The 18,826-nt window shown below is 67.3% G+C and carries 16 protein-coding genes; 7 read left to right on the forward strand and 9 right to left on the reverse strand.

The genetic code is table 11. The features are described from left to right. Window positions 1-85 precede the first annotated feature (85 nt). Complete coding sequence (locus AC1DKD_RS03515) at window positions 86-1,294, reverse strand: acyl-CoA dehydrogenase family protein (protein WP_477142937.1); 1,209 nt, start codon at window positions 1,292-1,294, stop codon at window positions 86-88. Window positions 1,295-1,560: 266 nt separating this feature from the next. On the opposite strand from AC1DKD_RS03515, the gene AC1DKD_RS03520 reads away from it, so the two are divergent. From AC1DKD_RS03520 to AC1DKD_RS03530, 3 genes are all read left to right on the forward strand, one after another. Continuing rightward, a complete protein-coding gene (locus AC1DKD_RS03520; protein WP_477111149.1) occupies window positions 1,561-2,529 on the forward strand; it encodes a tripartite tricarboxylate transporter substrate binding protein in 969 nt (322 codons plus the stop codon). 57 nt (window positions 2,530-2,586) lie between these two features. Beyond that, a complete protein-coding gene (locus AC1DKD_RS03525) occupies window positions 2,587-4,131 on the forward strand; it encodes a class I adenylate-forming enzyme family protein (protein ID WP_441630915.1) in 1,545 nt (514 codons plus the stop codon). Window positions 4,132-4,241: 110 nt separating this feature from the next. Next, a complete protein-coding gene (locus AC1DKD_RS03530) occupies window positions 4,242-5,207 on the forward strand; it encodes a Bug family tripartite tricarboxylate transporter substrate binding protein (RefSeq protein WP_477142938.1) in 966 nt (321 codons plus the stop codon). Window positions 5,208-5,289: 82 nt separating this feature from the next. On the opposite strand, the gene AC1DKD_RS03535 is transcribed toward AC1DKD_RS03530, so the two are convergent. The 7 genes from AC1DKD_RS03535 to AC1DKD_RS03565 all read right to left on the reverse strand — a co-directional run bounded on the left by AC1DKD_RS03535 (window position 5,290) and on the right by AC1DKD_RS03565 (window position 12,595). Further along, complete coding sequence (locus AC1DKD_RS03535; protein ID WP_441630919.1) at window positions 5,290-5,805, reverse strand: MaoC family dehydratase; 516 nt, start codon at window positions 5,803-5,805, stop codon at window positions 5,290-5,292. Between the two features lie 88 nt (window positions 5,806-5,893). Continuing rightward, complete coding sequence (locus tag AC1DKD_RS03540; protein WP_477142939.1) at window positions 5,894-6,901, reverse strand: tripartite tricarboxylate transporter substrate binding protein; 1,008 nt, start codon at window positions 6,899-6,901, stop codon at window positions 5,894-5,896. 76 nt (window positions 6,902-6,977) lie between these two features. Continuing rightward, the gene (locus AC1DKD_RS03545; RefSeq protein ID WP_441630922.1) at window positions 6,978-7,832 is read right to left on the reverse strand and encodes an HTD2 family dehydratase; all 855 of its coding nucleotides are present in this window, start codon (window positions 7,830-7,832) and stop codon (window positions 6,978-6,980) included. Then, on the reverse strand, window positions 7,829-8,677 hold the full coding sequence (locus AC1DKD_RS03550; RefSeq protein WP_441630924.1) for an HpcH/HpaI aldolase/citrate lyase family protein: 849 nt from the start codon (window positions 8,675-8,677) through the stop codon (window positions 7,829-7,831). Before AC1DKD_RS03550 ends, AC1DKD_RS03545 begins: the two co-directional genes overlap by 4 nt. Window positions 8,678-8,703: 26 nt before the next feature. Next, entirely contained in the window at window positions 8,704-10,086 is a 1,383-nt protein-coding gene (locus AC1DKD_RS03555; protein WP_441630926.1) for an MmgE/PrpD family protein, read from the reverse strand. Window positions 10,087-10,214: 128 nt separating this feature from the next. Then, window positions 10,215-11,414 (reverse strand): CaiB/BaiF CoA transferase family protein, encoded by a 1,200-nt coding sequence (locus AC1DKD_RS03560; protein WP_441630928.1) that lies wholly within the window; start codon window positions 11,412-11,414, stop codon window positions 10,215-10,217. Window positions 11,415-11,425: 11 nt separating this feature from the next. Next, window positions 11,426-12,595, reverse strand: coding sequence for an acyl-CoA dehydrogenase family protein (locus tag AC1DKD_RS03565; protein ID WP_447432739.1), 1,170 nt, complete (start codon window positions 12,593-12,595; stop codon window positions 11,426-11,428). Window positions 12,596-13,129: 534 nt separating this feature from the next. On the opposite strand from AC1DKD_RS03565, the gene AC1DKD_RS03570 reads away from it, so the two are divergent. The 4 genes from AC1DKD_RS03570 to dinD all read left to right on the forward strand — a co-directional run bounded on the left by AC1DKD_RS03570 (window position 13,130) and on the right by dinD (window position 17,817). Then, window positions 13,130-14,101, forward strand: a complete 972-nt coding sequence (locus tag AC1DKD_RS03570) for a tripartite tricarboxylate transporter substrate-binding protein (RefSeq protein ID WP_477142953.1) — start codon at window positions 13,130-13,132, stop codon at window positions 14,099-14,101. A gap of 195 nt (window positions 14,102-14,296) precedes the next feature. Next, on the forward strand, window positions 14,297-15,730 hold the full coding sequence (locus AC1DKD_RS03575) for a TldD/PmbA family protein (RefSeq protein ID WP_441630932.1): 1,434 nt from the start codon (window positions 14,297-14,299) through the stop codon (window positions 15,728-15,730). Then, window positions 15,730-17,058 carry a TldD/PmbA family protein gene (locus AC1DKD_RS03580; RefSeq protein WP_441630962.1) on the forward strand — a complete coding sequence of 443 codons (1,329 nt, stop codon included), beginning with the start codon at window positions 15,730-15,732 and terminating at the stop codon, window positions 17,056-17,058. The genes AC1DKD_RS03575 and AC1DKD_RS03580 overlap by 1 nt, the downstream gene beginning before the upstream one ends. Window positions 17,059-17,262: 204 nt before the next feature. Further along, complete coding sequence (dinD, locus tag AC1DKD_RS03585; protein ID WP_441630964.1) at window positions 17,263-17,817, forward strand: DNA damage-inducible protein D; 555 nt, start codon at window positions 17,263-17,265, stop codon at window positions 17,815-17,817. A 55-nt stretch (window positions 17,818-17,872) separates the two neighbouring features. On the opposite strand, the gene AC1DKD_RS03590 is transcribed toward dinD, so the two are convergent. After that, window positions 17,873-18,775, reverse strand: coding sequence for a LysR family transcriptional regulator (locus AC1DKD_RS03590; protein WP_035863199.1), 903 nt, complete (start codon window positions 18,773-18,775; stop codon window positions 17,873-17,875). Window positions 18,776-18,826 lie beyond the last annotated feature (51 nt).

Here is an 18,826-nt window from a genome sequence, read left to right on the forward strand (position 1 = left end):
AAAGTCCATGGCTGTGCCAAAGTCCATGGCTGTGCCTGTTCCTTGAATCCCGGGTTTTGCGGAGTCTCTGACGTCTTCCGTGGCTTCAGAAGCCCAGGATCATCTTGGAGATGATGTTCTTTTGTACTTCCGTGGTGCCGCCGTAGATCGATGTCTTGCGCATGTCGAAGTACGTCGAGGCGGCGGGCGCGGCCCACGCCGGGGCGTGCAGCGGCGCATCGGCCGGCGGCGCTTCGCCGGCTTCGAGCCAGCGCGGCGAATACGGCCAGGCATTGGGGCCGGCTACTTCCATCTGCAGCATGGCCAGGTCCTGCTGGATCTCGGAGCCGCGGATCTTGACGATGGAGGCTTCCGGGCCGGGGCCGCGGCCCGCGTCTTGCGTGGCGACGCGCACCAGCAGCATTTCCAGCGCCATGATGTCCATCTCGATGCGGGCGATCTTGTCGCGCATGCGTACATCGTCGATCAGCGGGCGGCCGGCGCCATCGGTGGCTTGCGCGGCGTAATGCTTGAGCTGGCGCAGTTCGCGGTTGCAGTGGCCGATGCCGGCAATGCCGGTGCGCTCGTGGCCCAGCAGGTATTTGGCGTAGGTCCAGCCGCGGTTTTCCTCGCCCAGCAGGTTGCCCACGGGCACTTCCACGTCCTCGAACCAGACTTCGTTGACGTCGTGGCCGCCGTCGAGCGTGACGATCGGGCGCACCGTCACGCCCGGCGTCTTCATGTCGATCAGCAGCATCGAGATGCCTTCCTGCGGCTTGGCTTCGGTGTCGGTGCGTACCAGGCAGAAGATCCAGTCGGCAAAGTGCGCCATCGTGGTCCAGGTTTTCTGGCCGTTGACGATGTAGCGGTCGCCCTGGCGCACGGCGCGGGTCTTGAGCGAGGCCAGGTCGGAACCGGAGCCGGGCTCGGAGTAGCCCTGGCACCAGAAATCCTCGACCGTGGGGATGCGCGGCAGGAAGCGTTCCTTATGTTCCTGGCTGGCATATTTCATCAGCACCGGCCCGATCATGGTCAGGCCGAAGGGCAGCAGGCGCGGCGCCCCCGCGCGGAAGGCCTCAATCTCGAAGATCAGACGCTGCAGCGCGTTCCAGCCCGTGCCGCCCCATTCCGTGGGCCAGGTCGGCGCGCCCCAGCCCTGCGCGTGCAGGATGCGGTGCCAGCGCACGTAGTCGTCCTTCTCGACGCGCTGGTGGGCCAGCACCTTGTCCCGGATATCCGCGGGCAGGCTGCCCTGCACAAAACCCCGAACCTCTTCGCGGAACGCTTGTTCCGCCGCGTTGAAACGCAAATCCATCTGCTTGTCCCCTCGGTTGGGAAAGGCTGGCCGCCGGCCGCCACTTCGATACGATGCTGCGATTCTATGGGGGGGCGGACGTTCGCTTCTTCCGGAATGACAAAGCCGTCCTTTTGCGCTTCCTAACCGATGCCGGCCCTGCGCAGGCGCACGTGCCGGGCAGAACACGGCCTTAGCCAAATCCAAATAGCACGCCACCGGCGCCTGGCTCACACTGGCGCAGTTCCATCGCAGCAAAAACACAATCAACGCCGAGGAGACGGGCGATGTCACGCTGGACAAAATGGTTCGTGCTCTGCGGATGGCTTGCCGCCACCGCGAGCGCGTTTGCGGCCTATCCGGACAAACCGGTGCGGCTGGTCGTGCCCTTCCCGCCGGGTGGCGCCACGGACCTGCTGGCTCGCGAGGTCAGCCACGCACTTTCAGTACGGCTGGGCCAGCCGGTGGTCATCGAGAACCGGCCTGGCGCGGGCGGCAATATCGCCGCCGTGGCGGTGGCGCGCGCGCCGGCCGACGGCTACACCCTGCTGTTCGGCACCTTCGGCTCGCTGGCCGTGAACAAGAGCCTCTACGACAAGCCCGGCTACGACCCGCTCAAGGATTTCGCGCCGGTGGCCTCGGTGGCCTACCTGCCCAACGTACTGGTGGTGCACCCCGCGGTGCCCGCGCGCAATGTGGCCGAACTGCTGGCGCTGGCGCGGCGCGAGCCCGGCAAGCTGAGCTACGGCTCCTTCGGCAACGGTTCGTCCTCGCACCTCGCCGGTGAACTGTTCACCCACCTGGCGGGCGTGCGCATCGAGCATGTGCCGTACAAGGGCAGCGCACCGGCCATGACCGACCTCATCGGCGGGCGCCTCACCATGATGTTCGACAGCATTTCCACCGCCTTGCCCTATGTGCGCGATGGCCGCGTGCGGGCGCTGGCGGTCACCGCCGCCACGCCGTCCGGGCAGTTGCCCGGCGTGCCGACGCTGGCGGCGGCCGGCGTGCCCGGCTACGAGCTGACCGCGTGGTTCGGTGTGGTGGCGCCCGCCAATACGCCGGCGGCCGTGGTCGACCGCCTCAACGCCGAGATCGTGGCTGCGCTCGCGCAGCCCGAGCTGGCGGCGCGGCTGGCAAGCCAGGGCACCGTGCCCTTTCCTTCCACGCCGGCGCAGTTCGGTACGTATATGCGCACCCAGTACCAGAAGTGGGACGGCCTGATCAAGTCGGCTCACATCCACCTGGATCAGTGAGCTTGCTCTGCGTCTCTTCCGGGTCCGTCCGGTTCCAACCTCATCATCACTCGCATCATGTCCTCCTTCCGTCCCGAGTTCATCCATGACATCCCCCGGCACTGGGCCGAGCAATCGCCCCAGGCTCCCTGCCTGTACGAGACCGGCGGCGTGCTCAGCTACGGCGCGCTGTGGGAGCGCATCACGGCCACGCGCGACTGGCTCGCCGCGCAAGGCGTAGGGCAGGGCGACCGCGTGATGGTGGTGGGCGAGAACTGCGCCGAGATGGTGGTGATGCTGTTCGCCTGCAGCGCACTGCACGCCTGGCCGATCCAGGTCAACGCGCGGCTTTCGCCGCGCGAGATCGACGGCATCCGCGCTCATGCCGAGCCGCTGCTGACGTTCTTTACCAACCATGTCTCCGATGTGGCCGCCGCCCACGGCAGGCGGCTTGGGGCGCAGCCCACCGGTTGCGCCGCGCTCGATCCGGACTTCGCCAGCCTGCGCGCCGAACAGGTGCCCGCGCGCGTGGATGCCGCCCAGGCGCGCGACGTTGCCACGCTGATCTACACCTCCGGCACTACCGGCGCGCCCAAGGGCGTGATGGTGCCGCACGCCGGCCTGACGGTCTTCGCGCGGATCTCGGCAACCTCGCGCAACCTGGGGCCGGACGATATCGCCTACTGCGCGCTGCCGCTGTCGCACATCTTCGGCATCGCCACCGTGCTGATGGCCACGCTGTACGCCGGCGCCAGCCTGGTGATGCGCCCCCGCTTCGATGCCGCCGATGTCTTCGCCGCGCTGGCATCGCCCGGTGTCACCATGCTGCAAGGCGTGCCGACCATGTTCACGCGCATCATGGCGGTGGCGCGGGAGTCGTCGCTGGAGAGCGGCGCCGCGGCGTTTCCCCGCCTGCGCTATCTCTATACCGGCGGCGCGCCGCTGGACCCGACCCTCAAGCGCGACACCGAGGCATGGTTCGGCCAGCCGCTGCATCACGGCTACGGCATCACCGAATACGCCGGTTCGCTGTTCATCACCCGCATGGATGCGCCGCGCGCCGATTGCTCGGCCGGCTACATCGTCGAAGGCGTGGAGATCAACATCACCAACGAGCAGGGCGAGCCGATGCCCGCCGGCGAACGCGGCCAGATCCGCGTGCGCGGCCCCGGCGTGATGCGCGGCTATTTCCGCAACGCGGAGCAGACCGCCGAGGCGCTGCTGCCGGGCGGCTGGCTCAACACCGGAGATCTCGGTTTCCTCGGTGAAGACGGCGCGTTGTTTATCGTGGGCCGCTCCAAGGACCTGATCATCCGCTCGGGCTTCAACGTCTACCCGATCGAGGTGGAGTCCGTCATCAATGCCTTCCCCGGCGTGCGCCAGTCCGCCGTGGTCGGGCGCGCGGCAGCCGACGGCAACGAAGAAGTCGTGGCCTTTGTTGAAACGCAACCGGGCGTGAAACTGGACCTCGCCGCCCTGGAAGCCTACCTGCGGGAAAGCCTGGCGCCGTACAAGCGGCCCGCGCAGATCCGCGTGATCGAGACCATTCCCACCACCGCCAGCGGCAAGCTCCTGAAGCAGCCGCTGCGCGCCATGCTGGACGGCGGCGCCGTAGCGGCATGACCTGCGGCGGCCGGTGCCGCCGCCACCGCTTCGCCGCGGGTCGAAGCGTACTAGCCGCCAGCGCCCCGGCAAACCGGGGGCTGGCAGAACACACAACAAGGAGGAGACAGATGAAACGATGGATGATGATGGCTGGCGCGCTGCTGGCGCTGGTGCAAGGCACGGCAATGGCGGACAGCTATCCCACGCGGCCCGTGAAGCTGATCGTGGGCTACGCCCCTGGCGGTCCGGTCGATACCGCCGCGCGCATCTATGCCGATTACCTGGGCCGCGCGCTCAAGCAGCCGGTGGTGGTGGACAACCGCGCCGGCGCCAGCGGCGCCATCGCCGCGGACCTGACCGCGCGCGCGACGCCGGACGGCTACACGCTCTACTTCGTGGYCAGCCCGACCATGACCATGACGCCGCTGATCCAGAAGTCGGTGAACTTCAACCCGAACAAGGATTTCACCTACATCGGCCTGATCACCGATTACACCAACGTATTGCTGATCAACAAGGACTTCCCGGCGAAGGACGTAGGCGAGCTGGTCGAGTACGCGCGCAAGCATCCCGAGGGCGTGAGCTTCGGCTCGGCCGGTGTCGGCGCCTCGAACCACTTGTCGGCCGAGTGGCTGGCGCAGATGAGCGGGGTCAAGATGCTGCATGTGCCGTACAAGGGCAATTCGCCTGCGATGGCCGATGTGATCGGCGGCAAGGTCACGTTCATGTTCGATATCACGGGCACCGCCATCGGCTATATCCAGGGCGGCAAGGTGCGCGCGCTGGCGGTGACGTCGAAGACGCGCAACGCGGCGCTGCCGACGGTGCCGACGATGGTCGAGTCCGGCATGAAGAATTACGACCTGACCGGCTGGTACGCGCTGATCGGCCCGCAGAAAATGCCCGCCGACGTGGTGGACAAGCTGGTCAAGGCGCAAAAGGCCATCGGCGATGATCCTGCCTTTCAGCAGCGCATGACGCAGGGCGGCTATGACCTCAATATCACCGGGCCGAAGCCGCTGGCCGATCGTATCCAGCGCGAACTGAAGCTGTGGGGCGGGGTGGTGAAGACGGCGAATATCCAGGTGGATTGAGGCCGGATGGTTCCCCTCCCCGAATTGTGGGAGAGGGGAGCTACGGCAGCGGTCGAATGAACCCTTTTTTTCCCGGCGCCGTTCAGGCGGCCGGTGCGCGCTTGCGCAGCAGGTAGCGCTGCACGCCGTCGAGCACCAGCACGCCGTGCTGGTTGTGTACCGTCGAGCGCAAGGTCAGCACGCCAGTGGAGCGGTTCGGCGCGAGTTCGCTGACTTCCAGCGTGCTGTACAGCGTGTCTCCCGCGTAGACCGGATGCAGGAAGCGGCTGCTCTGGTCGAGAAAGCCCTTCAACGACTCTTCCACCATGTGCGGGAACAGCCCGGCGCCCGCCGCGGTCTGGATCAGTACCTGGTAGCCGTGCGCCAGCATGTGCGGCATGCCGTGGGCGCGGCAGTACTCCGCGTCGTAATGCACGGGATGGTTGTCGCCGCTAGCCAGCTGGAAGGCGGCGAACAGCGCCTCGGTCATGGTGCGCGAGGGAAGCACAAAGCGTTCGCCGGGCACGAAATCTTCGAAATAGCGTTGTTCGCACATGCGGTGGCTGCGCGGGTCGAAGCTGGCAGCTTCGGGGTTCGCTGCGGAGGGCTTGATGGTCATCGGTTGGTGTCGGGGTTGGTGGCGCGAAGAAGCGCGCAAGCAGAAGAACCCGCGCTGCGCCACGGCCTGGCGCGGCGAGGGCGATGGATCAATCGGGCTTGATGCCCAGCCGTTCCACCAGCGCTTTCTCCTGTGCGATCTGCTGCATGGCAAAGCGGGTGTAGCCGGCGCTGTCCAGGTACATCAGGTCCTGATCCTGCCGCTTTAGCGCGGCAAGGTGCTGCGGGTCTTCGGCAGCCCGCCGCAGCGCATCCTGCAGGATGCCGACCACTTTCGGGTCCATGCCTTTCGGGCCGGCCACGCCGTAGGGCGAGTTGGAGACGATGTCGTAGCCCAGCTCGYGCAGCGTAGGGGCGTCGGGCCAGCGCGGCGAGCGTTGCGCCGTCCACAGGTTGATCCAGCGCAGCTTGCCCGCATCGACCAGCGTGCCGGCGGAACTGCCGGCTGCGCAAAGCTGCACATGGTTGCCCATCAGAGAGTTCAGGCAATCGGCATCGCCCTTGAACGGGACGTGGTTGACCGTCAGCTTCTCCTTGGTGACCAGCTCGATCATGGTGATATGCGGCGAGCTGAACTGGCCCGGCGAGCCGTAGCTGACGGTGCCCGGCCGGGCGCGCGCGTCGCGCAGGAAATCGCTCCAGTTCTTCCACGGTGAATCGGCCCGCACCACCACGCCGAAGGTGTAGCCGGTGATGCGCGAGAGGTAGGTGAAATCGTGTGCCGGATCGAAGGCGGTCTTCTGGATGAAGGGCTGGCGGAATACGGTCACCGGCATCATCGAGAGCGTATAGCCGTCGGGCTTCGCCTGCCTGAGCGCGAGCGCGCCCATGGTGCCGGCCACGCCGGGCTTGTTGTCGACCACCACGGTCTGGCCCAGCGCCTTTTGCAAGGCCACGGCGAACTGGCGCACCACCACGTCGGTGGTGCCGCCGGGCGCGTAGGGCACGATCAGCGTCACCGGGCGGGTGGGGTAGGACTGGGCTTGCTGCGCTGGCTGCGCGAGCGCAGGCGTGGCGCCGCACAGGACGAGGGCGGCGCTGGCGATGTGCCGGATTCTGCGCCGGATGTGGGACCGGGTGTTGCGGACTGCATGCATCGGAATTCTCCTGTTGATGTGGTTCCCCGTTACCCCGATGTTGTAGATGTCCTGCTGTCCTTCGCCTGCGTGCCGGTCAGTTCTCCACCACGGCCCATGCCTCCATCGACTGGCCGCCGGCATCGTCGCCGGTCCACAGCGTGACCTTGCCAGGTGTGGCGGCATCGAGCGTGCCGCCTACGGTCACCAGGTCGTGATCGAACATCGGCGCCAGCCCGCGGAAGCCGAAGCGGCGCACCGTGGCGCCGGGCATCTCGCGCGCCAGCAGGTCCAGCGTGAGCATGGCCTGCAGCGGGCCGTGCACGACCAGGCCGGGGTAGCCTTCCACGTCGCGCACATAGTCGTGGTCGTAGTGGATGCGGTGGCCGTTGAAGGTGAGCGCCGAGAAGCGGAACAGCATGACCGGGTCGGCGCGCAACTGGCGCTGCCACTGGGCCTGATGCGCCAGGCGCGGGCGCGGCGGCAGCGGCTGTCCCGGTTCCGGCATGGCGCGGTAGACCAGGTCGTGACGCTCGCTCAGCGCGGTCTCGCCGTCGACCGTCAGCGCATGTTCCACGGTGACGAACCACAGCTCGCCGCTGCGCCCGCTCTTGTGCTCGACATTGCGCACAGTGGACGTGCGGGTGACGGTATCGCCCACCCGCAGCGGCTTGTGGAAATCCAGCTCGCCGCCGGCCCACATGCGGCGCGGCAGCGGCACCGGCGGCATAAAGCCGCCCAGCGCCGGGTGGCCGTCCCGCCCGAGCTCGCGCTGCGGCGCGCGCGGCAGGAAGTAGAGCCAGTGCCACAGCGGCGACAACGGGCCGCGTACCAGCGCTTCGCCATCGAGGTCCAGGGTGGCCGCGAGGCCGATCACGGGCTCGGGGGCAAGGGTCTCGGTGCGGCTTTCACTGCGGCCGATCCAGGCGCGCAGGGTTTCGAGTTGGGTCATGGCTGGTTCGCTGCGGGGTGGTTTGCCAGCGCGAGGATGCGCCGGGCCTGTTCGATGACGGGGCGGTCGACCATCTTGCCGTCGACCTGTACCGCGTGGCTGCCACTGGCGGTGGCGGCCAGCACGCGCTGCGCCCAGTCCAGTTGCTCCGCCGTGGGCAGGAAGCCAGCGCGCACCGCGGCAAGCTGGGCGGGGTGGATGCACAGCTTGGCGGCAAAGCCGAGCGCGCGCGCGTGCGCCACGTCGTCGGCCAGCACGGCTTCGTCCTTGAGCGCGGTGGTGACGCCGTCCACGGGCGGCGGCAGTGCCGCCACGCGCGAGGCCAGCACGATGCGCGAGCGCGCCATCAGCAAGGCTTCACGCGTATGGGCGCAGCCGAGGTCCACGGCGAAGTCCAGGGAGCCGAAAGCCAGCCGCGACACGCCGCGCGCGGTGGCGACCGCGTCGATGCCGTGCAGCCCGCGCGCGCTTTCGATGATCGCCACGATGCGGCCTTGCGGGTTGACCTGCGCCAGCGCCCGGGCGATCTCGCCAAGCGCGGCCGGGTCTTCGGCCTTGGGCACCAGCAGGCCCGCCAGCGGCGCGTCGGACGGCAGCGCGCGCAGCCAGTCCATATCGGCGGCGAAGGCGGCGGAGCTGGTGTCGTTGATGCGCACATAGGCCTGCGCCTGTGCGCCACGTTCAAGCAACCACGAGGTAATGGCCGTGCGCGCGGCTGGCTTGGCGTCCGGATGCACGGCATCCTCGAGATCGAGGATCAGCGCGTCTGGCGCGGCGGCGGCCGCTTTGTCGAAGCGTTCGGGCCGGTCGCCCGGCACGAACAGGTAGGTGATGGCGGTGGACATGAAGCGGGTCTCGTCAGGATGGGGCGTTACTTGGTGACGGGCAGCCAGTCGTTGACGTTCGCCTGTTTTTCCAGCGCCCACACGCGGGCAATGATCGCACGCATCTCGGCCTCGCCCGCGCCGTGGCGGAAGGCGCCCAGCTGCAGCGCCTTGGCTTCGAGTTCCGGGCGCGACAGCGTATTGCCCGGATCGCCCTTCGGCACATCCACGCGGCCCGCCAGCGTGCGGCCGTCGGTGGTCTTCACCGTAACGCGGCCGATCCACTGGCGCGGGTAAGCGGCATTGATCTCGTCGTCCAGCACCATCTCCACCTTGTCGCGGAAGGCGGCTACCTTTGCGTCCTGCAGCGCATGGTCCTCGAATTCGCCCAGGCCGGCGTGCGCGTGCACCGCCACCAGTCCCAGTACCGTACCCATGGAGAACTTGGCCTGGTGGATGGTCTTGGGATCGGTCACCGGGCCAAGCACGTCGATGGCGCCCTGGTGCACGTGCGCGGTCACGCCGGCGATCTGGTCCGCGCGGAGTGCCTCGCGCAGCATCAGGTCCTTGAGGGCATCGGCCGCCGGGTGCGTGTGGCGGCACGAGGCGAAGAACTTGAAGGAGGTTTCGGCGGTGGCCCAGCGCTTGCCCAGGCCGTCGGTCAGCGCGGCCGGGTTGGCGTCGCTGGACATCCCGGCGGCCATGCCCTGCGGGCCTTCCAGGATACGCCTGGCGCCGGTGAAGCCCGCGCGCGCGATCCACGCGGACATCAGGCCGTCGGCGGCGGCCTTGGCGGTGTGCAGTTGCTTTGAGTCCGCGGCGTCGCGCAGGAATTCCCACAGGCCGGCGGCCTGGGTGCCGGCCGAGCCGAGCGCCTGGTTGATGCCCTCGGCATCCATGCCGTAGAGCTTGGCCACGGCCGCGGCCGCCGCCAGCGTGCCGACGGTGCCGGTGGTGTGGAACACGCGATAGTGCGAACGGCCCATGAATTCGCCGATGCGGATGCCCGCTTCGTAGCCGGCGATGGAGGCCAGCAGCACGTCCGCGCCGCTCTTGCCTTCAGTCTGGGCGGCGGCGATCACYGCGGGGAACACCACGGCGGCGGGATGCAGCACCGAGCTGTTGTGCACGTCGTCCTGCTCCACCACGTGCGAGGACGCGCCGTTGATCAGCGCGGCGAAGTAGGGCGAAGTGCGGCGGCGGTCCACCAGCACTTCGGCCGGGCCCTGCTGCGGGCCCATGGCGGCGACGAACTCCTGCAGCTTGCGCACGGCGGGAGCGTCCTTGCCGGCGATGGCCGAGGCAATCCAGTCGAGGAAGAGGTCCTTGGTGCGCTCCACCACTTCGGCGGGCACGTCGGCCAGCGTGAAGCGGGCCAGGAACTCGCACAGCTGGCGGGTAGGGTAGGGGTGGTCAGTGGCTTGGCTCATGCCGGCTCCGGACGGTGTTCGGGGTGGTTGTTCGTCTTTCTGTTTTCCTCCCCTTTCCCACACCAGCGGGAGAGGGGAGCCACGCCTGCGCGAAATTGTGCGCAGACGTCATGGCCTGGTTCCGAGGCTCAAATCGTCTTGCTGTCCGCCATCCTGGCGATTTCGTCCGCGCCGTAGCCCAGCTCCGCCAGGATGACCGCGCTATGCGCGCCGAGCGCCGGCACGTCGCCCATCACCGGTTCCACACCCGACAGGTTGGCCGGCGGCAGCAGCGCGCCGATGGGGCCGCCGGGGCTGGCCACTTCGCGCCAGCGCCCGCGTGCCGCCAGTTGCGGGTGGTTCCACACGGCCTCGATGTCGTTCATCGGCGCGTTGGCGATCTGCGCTTCGTCGAGCAGCGCTTCCACCTGCGTCACCGTCATTGGCGCGAAGCGTGCCTCGATCAGCGCGGTCAGTTCGCCGCGATTCTTCACGCGCCCCGAGTTGGAGGAGAAACGCTCGTCCTTTAGCAATTCGGGCTGCGCCAGCACCTTGTTGCAGAAGGCCTGCCATTCGCGCTCGTTCTGCAGCCCGAAGATCACGCTGCCGCCGTCGCCGGTGCGGTGCACGCCGTAAGGCGCGATGGCCGGATGCGAGGCGCCGAAGCGCGCCGGAGCGTTGCCGCCGTAGTGGCCGAAGTACAGCGCGTAGTTCATCCACTCGGTCAGCGCCTCCAGCATGGTTACTTCCACGCGCAGGCCCTGGCCCGTGCGCCCGCGCTGCAGCAGCGCGGAGAGGATGCCGCTGTAGGCGTACATGCCGGCCGCGATGTCGGCAATCGAAATGCCCGCGCGCGATGGTTCGTCCGCGCTGCCCGTGATGCCGATCAGCCCGGCGGCGGCCTGGATCAGCAGGTCGTACGCCTTCTTGTCGCGATAGGGCCCGGCATCGCCGTAGCCCGAGATATCGCAGACGATCAGCTTGCCGTAGCGCGGGTGCAGCGTATCGAAATCCAGTCCCATGCGCGCTGCCGCGCCGGGAGCCAGGTTCTGCACCAGCACGTCGGCATCGGCCAGCAGGCGGTGCAGCACGGATTGCGCCTCGTCCTGCTTGAGGTCGAGCGTCAGGCTCTCCTTGCCGCGGTTGAGCCAGACGAAGTGCGAAGCCTGGCCATTGACGGTCTCGTCGTAGCCGCGCGCGAAATCACCCACGCCGGGGCGCTCCACCTTGACCACGCGCGCGCCGAGATCGGCCAGCTGGCGCGTGGCAAAGGGCGCGGCCACGGCATGTTCGAGGGAGACGACGCGAATGCCGTCCAGCGGGCGGATGCCCTGGTGCGAAGCGAGCATATGCGTGGGCCTCAGAACGAACGCGGCAGGTCGAGCACGTGCTCGGCCACATACGACAGGATCAGGTTGGTGGAGATCGGCGCCACCTGGTACAGGCGCGTCTCGCGGAACTTGCGCTCGATATCGTATTCGGCGGCGAAGCCGAAGCCGCCGTGCGTCTGCAGGCAGACGTTGGCCGCTTCCCACGAGGCATCGGCCGCCAGCAGCTTGGAGATATTGGCCTCCTTGCCGCAGGCCTTGCCGGCGTCGAACAGCGCGGCGGCCTTGTAGCGCATCAGGCTGGCGGCCTCCACGTTGACATAGGCACGCGCGATGGGGAACTGGATGCCCTGGTTCTGGCCGATGGGGCGGTCGAACACGATGCGCTCGCGCGCATAGCCGCTGGCGCGCTCGATAAACCAGTAGCCGTCGCCCACGCATTCGGAAGCGATCAGGATGCGCTCGGCGTTCAGGCCGTCAAGGATGTACTTGAGCCCCTTGCCTTCCTCGCCGATCAGGTTCTCGGCGGGGATCTCCAGGTTGTCGAAGAACAGTTCGTTGGTCTCGTGGTTGACCATATTGCGGATGGGCCGCACGGTCAGGCCCTTGCCGATGGCTTCACGCAGGTCCACCACGAACACCGACAGCCCTTCCGACTTGCGCTTGACCTGGTCCAGCGGCGTCGTCCGCGCCARCAGTAGCATCARGTCSGAATGTTGCACCCGCGAGATCCACACCTTCTGGCCGTTGATGACGTAGCGGTCGCCTTTCTTGACAGCGGTGGTCTTGAGCTTGGTGGTGTCGGTGCCGGTGGTGGGCTCGGTCACCGCCATCGACTGCATGCGCAGCTCGCCCGAAGCGATGCCGGGCAGCCAGCGCTGCTTCTGCGCCTCTGAGCCGTGGCGCAGCAGGCAACCCATCACATACATCTGGCCGTGGCAGGCGCCGGAATTGCCGCCGTTGCGGTTGATTTCTTCCATGATGACGGACGCCGCGGTCAGCGGCAGGCCCGAGCCGCCGAATTCCTCGGGGATCAGCGCCGACAGCCAGCCGGCCTTGGTCAGCGCGATGACGAATTCTTCAGGGAAGGCATTCTGCTCCTCCACGCGTTGCCAGTAGGCGGAGTCGAAGCCGGCGCACAGTGCGCGCACGGCCTCGCGGATGTCGGGATACGGCTGGTCGTGCGATTGTTCTGCGAACATGAAATGGGGCCCCGTTGTGGAAATGATGGAAGTCAGCGGAATGACGGACGCGACGGACGCGACGGACGACGGACGATACTGGATTCAGCTTGCGGCCATTATTCCCGAGGGCCTGCCGCGCGGTAATTCGGATTTGCGAAAGAGCGGCTTAGCGCCCCCGGAAGCGGATGGCCAGGGGGTCATAAAGGGGCAGGACAGCGACAGGAGGGCGCGGGGATAAGCCGCTGTGTGCGCTTTCTGGCACCCGCGCTTGCCCGGCGGCGCCACGGCGCCGGCGCCTTCCGGCCTGCCTTGCCCACCCTTAGGCAAATCCGTATTGCGTGCGCATCGCTTTGTCGCCACGCTTGCCTGCAAACACAACGCCGCGCGTGCCCGCCCTCGGGCCGACGCAGGCGAGCGCGAGCCGGCATCAGCCGGCCAACTTAGTCCAAGGAGACAAAAACCATGGCAGGTAGCAAGAAACAGGGTCAAGCGTGGCAGGCTGGTGGCGGGAATGCATTGCGGACCCGCGCAAAAGTGGCGCCCTGGCGCTGGATGGCGCTGGCCGCGCTGGGCGCGGCGGTCACGCTCACGCTGCCTTCCCCGGCGCGCGCCACCGATGCCTATCCCGCCAAGCCAATTACCATGGTGGTGCCCTTTGCGGCGGGCGGCCCCACCGACGTGGTGGCGCGCACCATGGCCGCGGCCATGTCGAAGACCCTGGGCCAGAGCGTGGTGGTGGAGAACCGCCTTGGCGCGGGCGGCACCGTGTCCGCCGCCTACGTGGCCAAGGCCGCGCCGGACGGCTACACCATCCTGATCCACCACAATGGCATGGCCACCGCGCCGGCGCTGTACAGCAAGCTATCCTACAAGCCGTTGACGGATTTCAGCTTCGTCGGCCAGGTGGCCGACGTGCCCATGACCCTGCTTGGCCGTCATGACCTGCCGGCCAGGACGCTGCCGGAACTGATCACGTACATCCGCCAGAACCAGGGCAAGGTCAACCTGGCCAATGCCGGGCTTGGCGCCGTCTCGCAGCTTTGCGGCATGCTGTTCCAGAAAGCCATCGGGGTTGAGCTCACCGCGATTCCCTACCAGGGCACCGCGCCAGCGATGACGGCCCTGCTGGGCAGCCAGGTCGATATCCTGTGCGACCAGACCACCCAGACGCTGCCGCAAATCAAGGCCGACAAGGTCAGGCTCTACGGCGTCACCACCACCTCGCGCATCAAGGCATTGCCTGACACCGCGAYGCTGGCGGAAAGCGGGATCAAGGGCTTCGAGGTCAAGGTCTGGCACGGCATCTACGCGCCGCGCGGCACGCCGCCGGCGGTCATCGACCGGCTCAACGGGGCGCTGCGCACCGCGTTGAAGGACCCGGCGGTGGCCGCGCGGCTCGCCGATCTGGGGGCCGAGATCGTGCCGGAGGATAAGCAAACGCCGGAAGGGCTGCGTACGTGGCTGAAGTCGGAGATCGAGAAATGGTCGCCGATTATCAAGGCGGCGGGGGTGAAGGCGGATTGACAAGACGAGGCGGTGTGCGCGACCGACCATCGCGCTGGGCGCGTGCATCGTGATGGGGTTGCCGAGTGCAGGCGGGGGGGGGGCGGATCGGTGCAAAGGTAGTAATATTTCCCGATCCCTGAGTCAGCGTTTGCTGCGGTCTGGAAGCAGATCAGGCCAGTACTGGCTCGCCCGCAACCGTTCCCGGAGCCCTCTTTGTTCGAACGCGCCAGACAGAACTTCGCCGCGCTGACCACCCGCGCCGGGTTTCACTCGCTGCGCCTTGTCAGGCAGACCGGCGAGCATTGCATGCTGCGGCGCGGGATCGCCGAACCGCCCTCCTTGACGCAGGACATGGGCGCCATGCTCAGCGTGCGCCTGGATGGCGTGGAAGCCTACGCCGCCACCAGCGATCTCAGCCTGGCCGGGCTGCAGGGCGCGCTCGACAGCGCCGAAGCGCTCGCCCGGCGAATCGCCGCGCACGGCCTGGTCGACCTGCGCGGACTGGAACCGCCGACAGGCCACGCCCGCTACGAATCCCCCGGCCTGCACGGCCAATTCCCCGGTCTCGCCGAGCGCTTCGCGCTGCTGGCGGAGGTCTCCGCTACCGTGCCCGCCGATTCGCGCCTGGTGAACTGGATCGTTTATCTCGATCACCAGCGCCACGAGCAGCTTTACCTCAATAGCGCGGGCGCCGAGCAATGGCAGGCGCTGCGCTTTGTCTATCCCGGTATCAGCGTGACCGCTTTCGACGGCGGCGACAGCCAGACCCGCAGCTTCGGCGGCTTCGGCAGCGGCCAGCAGGGCGGCGCCGAGGTCATGGCGCGTCTCGGCTTTGCCGGCGCCGCATCTCGTGTAGCGGACGAGGCGCTGCAGTTGCTGCTGGCACCCAACGCCCCCAGCGGCGCCACCGACCTGTTGCTGATGCCGGACCAGATGATGCTGCAGATCCACGAATCCATCGGCCATCCGCTGGAACTGGACCGCATCCTCGGGGACGAGCGCAACTATGCCGGCGCCAGCTTTATCGGGCTGGAGGACTTCGGCCGTTATCAATATGGCTCGCCCCTGCTCAATATCAGCTTCGACCCCGGCATCCCCGAGGAACTGGCCAGCTACGGCCACGACGACGAGGGCCAGCCCGCGCAAAAGGAATTCCTGATCCGCGATGGCTTGCTGCTGCGTCCGCTCGGCGGCGCGCTGTCGCAGTGGCGCAGCGGGTTGCCGGGCGTGGCCAACAGCCGGGCCTGCAACTGGAACCGGCCGCCCATCGACCGCATGGCCAACCTCAACCTGGAGCCGGGCGACCGCACCATGGCGCAACTGGTCGGCGGCATCGAGCGCGGCATCCTGATGTCGTCCAACCGCTCATGGTCCATCGACGATGCGCGCAACAAGTTCCAGTTCGGCTGCGAATGGGGGCGCCTGATCGAAGACGGCGAGCTCAAGGGCGTGGTCAAGAACCCGAACTATCGTGGCGTTTCCGCCAACTTCTGGCGCAGCCTGGCCGCCGTGGGCGACGCCAGTACCTTCGAGGTGCATGGCACGCCTTACTGCGGCAAGGGCGAGCCCAACCAGGTGGTGCGCGTCGGTCATGCATCGCCGGCCTGCGTGTTCCGGCAAGTGGAAGTCTTTGGAGGGGCCGCGTGATGGCGGATGCGGAATCGTTGTTCGCGGCGCTTGCCGAAGATGTGCGCGCCGCGCTGGGCGAGGGTGAAGCCTTCACCCTGTGGTACAGCGCCGAGGCGTCCGAGTTCATTCGCTTCAACCGGGCGCGGGTGCGCCAGGCCGGGCAGGTGCGGCAAGCCACGGCGAGCCTCAAGCTGGTTCGCGATGGCCGTCATGCCGACATCGGCATCGCGCTGTCCGGCGAGCCGGCGACCGATCGCCAGCGCCTTGCCGATGGGCTGCTGCAACTGCGCGAGGCAATTGCCCAGTTGCAGCCCGACCCCTACCTGCTGCTGGAGCGCGACCCGTGGCAGCGCGTGCTGGCCAATGCGGCAGCGCCGCCAGACAGTTCGGAGGTACTGGCGCAGATCGAGGCAGCCGCGCATGGGCTCGACCTGGTGGGCATCTATGCCGCCGGCCCGCTGTACCGGGGCTTTGCCAACAGCTTCGGCGCCTTCGGCTGGCATGCCGCGCAGGGCTTCCATTTCGACTGGAGCCTGTTCCATGCCAACGGTCAGGCGGTAAAGGCCGACTACGCGGGCGCGCGCTGGGACGCGGCGGAGTTTGCCAGCCGCTTTGCGGATGCGCGCCGGCAACTGGAACACCTGGGCAAGCCGCGGCGCGTCCTGTCGCCGGGCGACTACCGCGCTTATCTGGCCCCCGCCGCGCTCGAGGAGGTGGTGGGCATGCTCTCCTGGGGCGGCTTCTCGGCCCGCGCGCTGGCGCAGAAGGAAAGTCCGCTGCAACGCCTGTACGACGGCGGCGCCCAACTTAGCCGGCTGCTGGATCTGGACGAGCGGGCGAGTGGCATGCTGGCGCCCGCCTTCGGGCCAGAAGGCATTCCGCGCAGCGATGTCACGCTGGTACGCGCGGGACAACCTGCCGGCCGGCTGGTCTATCCGCGCAGCGCGCGCGAGTACGATCTGGCTGCCAATTGCGCCAGTGCCCGCGAAACGCCGCTATCCCTTGCGATGGACGCTGGCGAACTGGCCCAGGCCGACGTGCTGGCGGCCCTGGGCACGGGTCTTTATATCGGCAATCTCTGGTACCTGAACTGGTCCGATGCGCCGGCGGGCCGCATGACCGGCATGACACGCTTCGCGACGTTCTGGGTGGAGGATGGCCGCATCCAGGCGCCGCTGGGCACGATGCGGTTCGACGACAGCATCTACAGCTTCCTGGGCGAGCATCTGGAGGCGCTGACGAGCGAGCGGCAGTTGCGGGTGTCGAGCAGTACGTATGGTGAGCGGCAAACCGACTCCGCCCTGCTCCCTGGCGCACTGACTGGAAAACTAACGTTGACGCTCTGAGCGAGTGGGAGCCGGCGTGCTGGCTGCTCAGCGTTAGAAGGGCCGATTCACCATGGCGTGGTAAGTCGCTGACACAGAGGCCTGCCGCAACAGCGGCCAGCCGGTGGCGAACCATTTCGAGGATGTCCTCGAAATGGTCGGGATCGGCTGGGGGCCAGGCGACAGATCGCCGACATCCGCCTCTCGCGCTATGCCTGCTACCTGATCGTCCAGAACGGTGACCCCGGCAAGCCGGTCATCGCGAATGGCCAGACCTATTTTGCCTTGCAGACCCGTCGCCAGGAACTTCGCGACGACGAGGCCTTCGCGCGGCTGACTGAAGATGAGAAGCGGCTGGCGATCCGTAACGAGCTAGCCGCTCACAACAAGCACTTGGCGGCGGCGGCCAGGGACGCGGGTGTCGAGACGCCCCTGGACTACGCGATCTTTCAGGATCATGGCCACAAGGGGCTGTATGGTGGCAAAGCGGCCAAGGACATTCACGCCATCAAGGGCTTGAAGAAGAGCCAGAAGATTCTCGACCACATGGGTAGCACCGAACTTGCGGCGAATCTATTCCGCGCCACGCAGACTGATGACAAGCTGCGGCGAGACCTGGTGCGTGGCAAGCAACAGGCCAAGCAGACGCATTTCGAGGTTGGCAAGAAAGTGCGCCAGACCATTGCCGAGTTGGGTGGCACCATGCCGGAAGCCCTGCCGACACCCAAGGAAAGCATCAAGCAGCTAGAGCGCGACAGGAAGAAGAAGGTCAAAGAATGATCTGAGGTATCGATGCCCGATATGACGGGACCGTCCCAGGCTGGCCGCTCCTTTGTCAAACCGGCTCCCGCGCCGCCTCCGTCAAATACTGGATCAGCGTCTCCGCAAACTGCGGCAGTTCCCTTCCCGGCCGCCGCACCAGGCGCAGGTCGCGCTTCGCCCATTCATCTTCCAGCGGGATAAACCGCAGCACCTTGCGGCTTGCATAGCGTCGCGCGCAGCTGTTGGGCACGATGGCGATCCCAGCGCCCGCTTCCACCATCCGGCACACCGCGTCGAAGCTGCCCAACTGGATCCGCAGGCTGATGCGCTTGCCCATGCCGCTGGCGATCCGGTCCAGGAAAGACTGGATCGCGCTGAACTGGTTGAGGCCGACAAAGCGGCAGGTATCCAGCAGGTCGGCGAAATGCAGGCTGGTGAATTGCGGCAGCGGGTGGTTGACCGGCGCGATCACGATCAGCTCGTCGCTGCATAGCTGCATGACTTCGAGGTCATTGGTGGCTACCTCGCCGGCGACGATGCCAAGGTCCGCCGCACCGGCGCTGATGGACGAGACGATGGCCTGGGAAAGCTGCTCTTCCAGTTCGATGTCCACGTCCGGGTTCTCGGCCAGGAAGCGCGACAGCGCGGTGGCGAGGAAGGAGTTGGTGGCGGTGGTGTTGGCCAGCAGGCGCACGCGGCCCTTGACGCCCTTGGCGTAGGGGCGCAGGTCCGAGTGCAGGCATTCCAGTTCGCGGAACACTTCCCGCGCATGGCGCAGCAACGCGTCGCCGGCGGGCGTCAGCCGCACGCCCTTGACCTGGCGGATCAGCAACTGGGTCTGAAAGGCTTCTTCCAGCTGCTTGATGCGGGTGCTGGCGGCGGGCAGGGAAAGGAAGCTGCGCTCGGCGGCGCGGGTCAGGTTTTCGGTTTCGCCGACGTTGAGGAAGAGGCGCAGGTCGGTCAGGTCGTAATGCATGTGTTTCGCTGGGCCAAAGGCCTCTATTGTGAATCGTGAATAGCAATGTCC

The sequence above is a fragment of the Cupriavidus sp. 05T313 genome (assembly GCF_056396665.1).

What these genes read in the sequence shown, in the direction of transcription:
- AC1DKD_RS03515 (WP_477142937.1), bottom strand. Translation starts at nt 1,294, where the DNA reads ATGGATTTGCGTTTCAACGCGGCGGAACAAGCGTTCCGCGAAGAGGTT.
- AC1DKD_RS03535 (WP_441630919.1), bottom strand. Translation starts at nt 5,805, where the DNA reads ATGACCATCAAGCCCTCCGCAGCGAACCCCGAAGCTGCCAGCTTCGAC.
- AC1DKD_RS03560 (WP_441630928.1), bottom strand. Translation starts at nt 11,414, where the DNA reads ATGCTCGCTTCGCACCAGGGCATCCGCCCGCTGGACGGCATTCGCGTC.
- AC1DKD_RS03550 (WP_441630924.1), bottom strand. Translation starts at nt 8,677, where the DNA reads ATGTCCACCGCCATCACCTACCTGTTCGTGCCGGGCGACCGGCCCGAA.
- AC1DKD_RS03520 (WP_477111149.1), top strand. Translation starts at nt 1,561, where the DNA reads ATGTCACGCTGGACAAAATGGTTCGTGCTCTGCGGATGGCTTGCCGCC.
- AC1DKD_RS03590 (WP_035863199.1), bottom strand. Translation starts at nt 18,775, where the DNA reads ATGCATTACGACCTGACCGACCTGCGCCTCTTCCTCAACGTCGGCGAA.
- AC1DKD_RS03545 (WP_441630922.1), bottom strand. Translation starts at nt 7,832, where the DNA reads ATGACCCAACTCGAAACCCTGCGCGCCTGGATCGGCCGCAGTGAAAGC.
- AC1DKD_RS03525 (WP_441630915.1), top strand. Translation starts at nt 2,587, where the DNA reads ATGTCCTCCTTCCGTCCCGAGTTCATCCATGACATCCCCCGGCACTGG.
- AC1DKD_RS03580 (WP_441630962.1), top strand. Translation starts at nt 15,730, where the DNA reads ATGGCGGATGCGGAATCGTTGTTCGCGGCGCTTGCCGAAGATGTGCGC.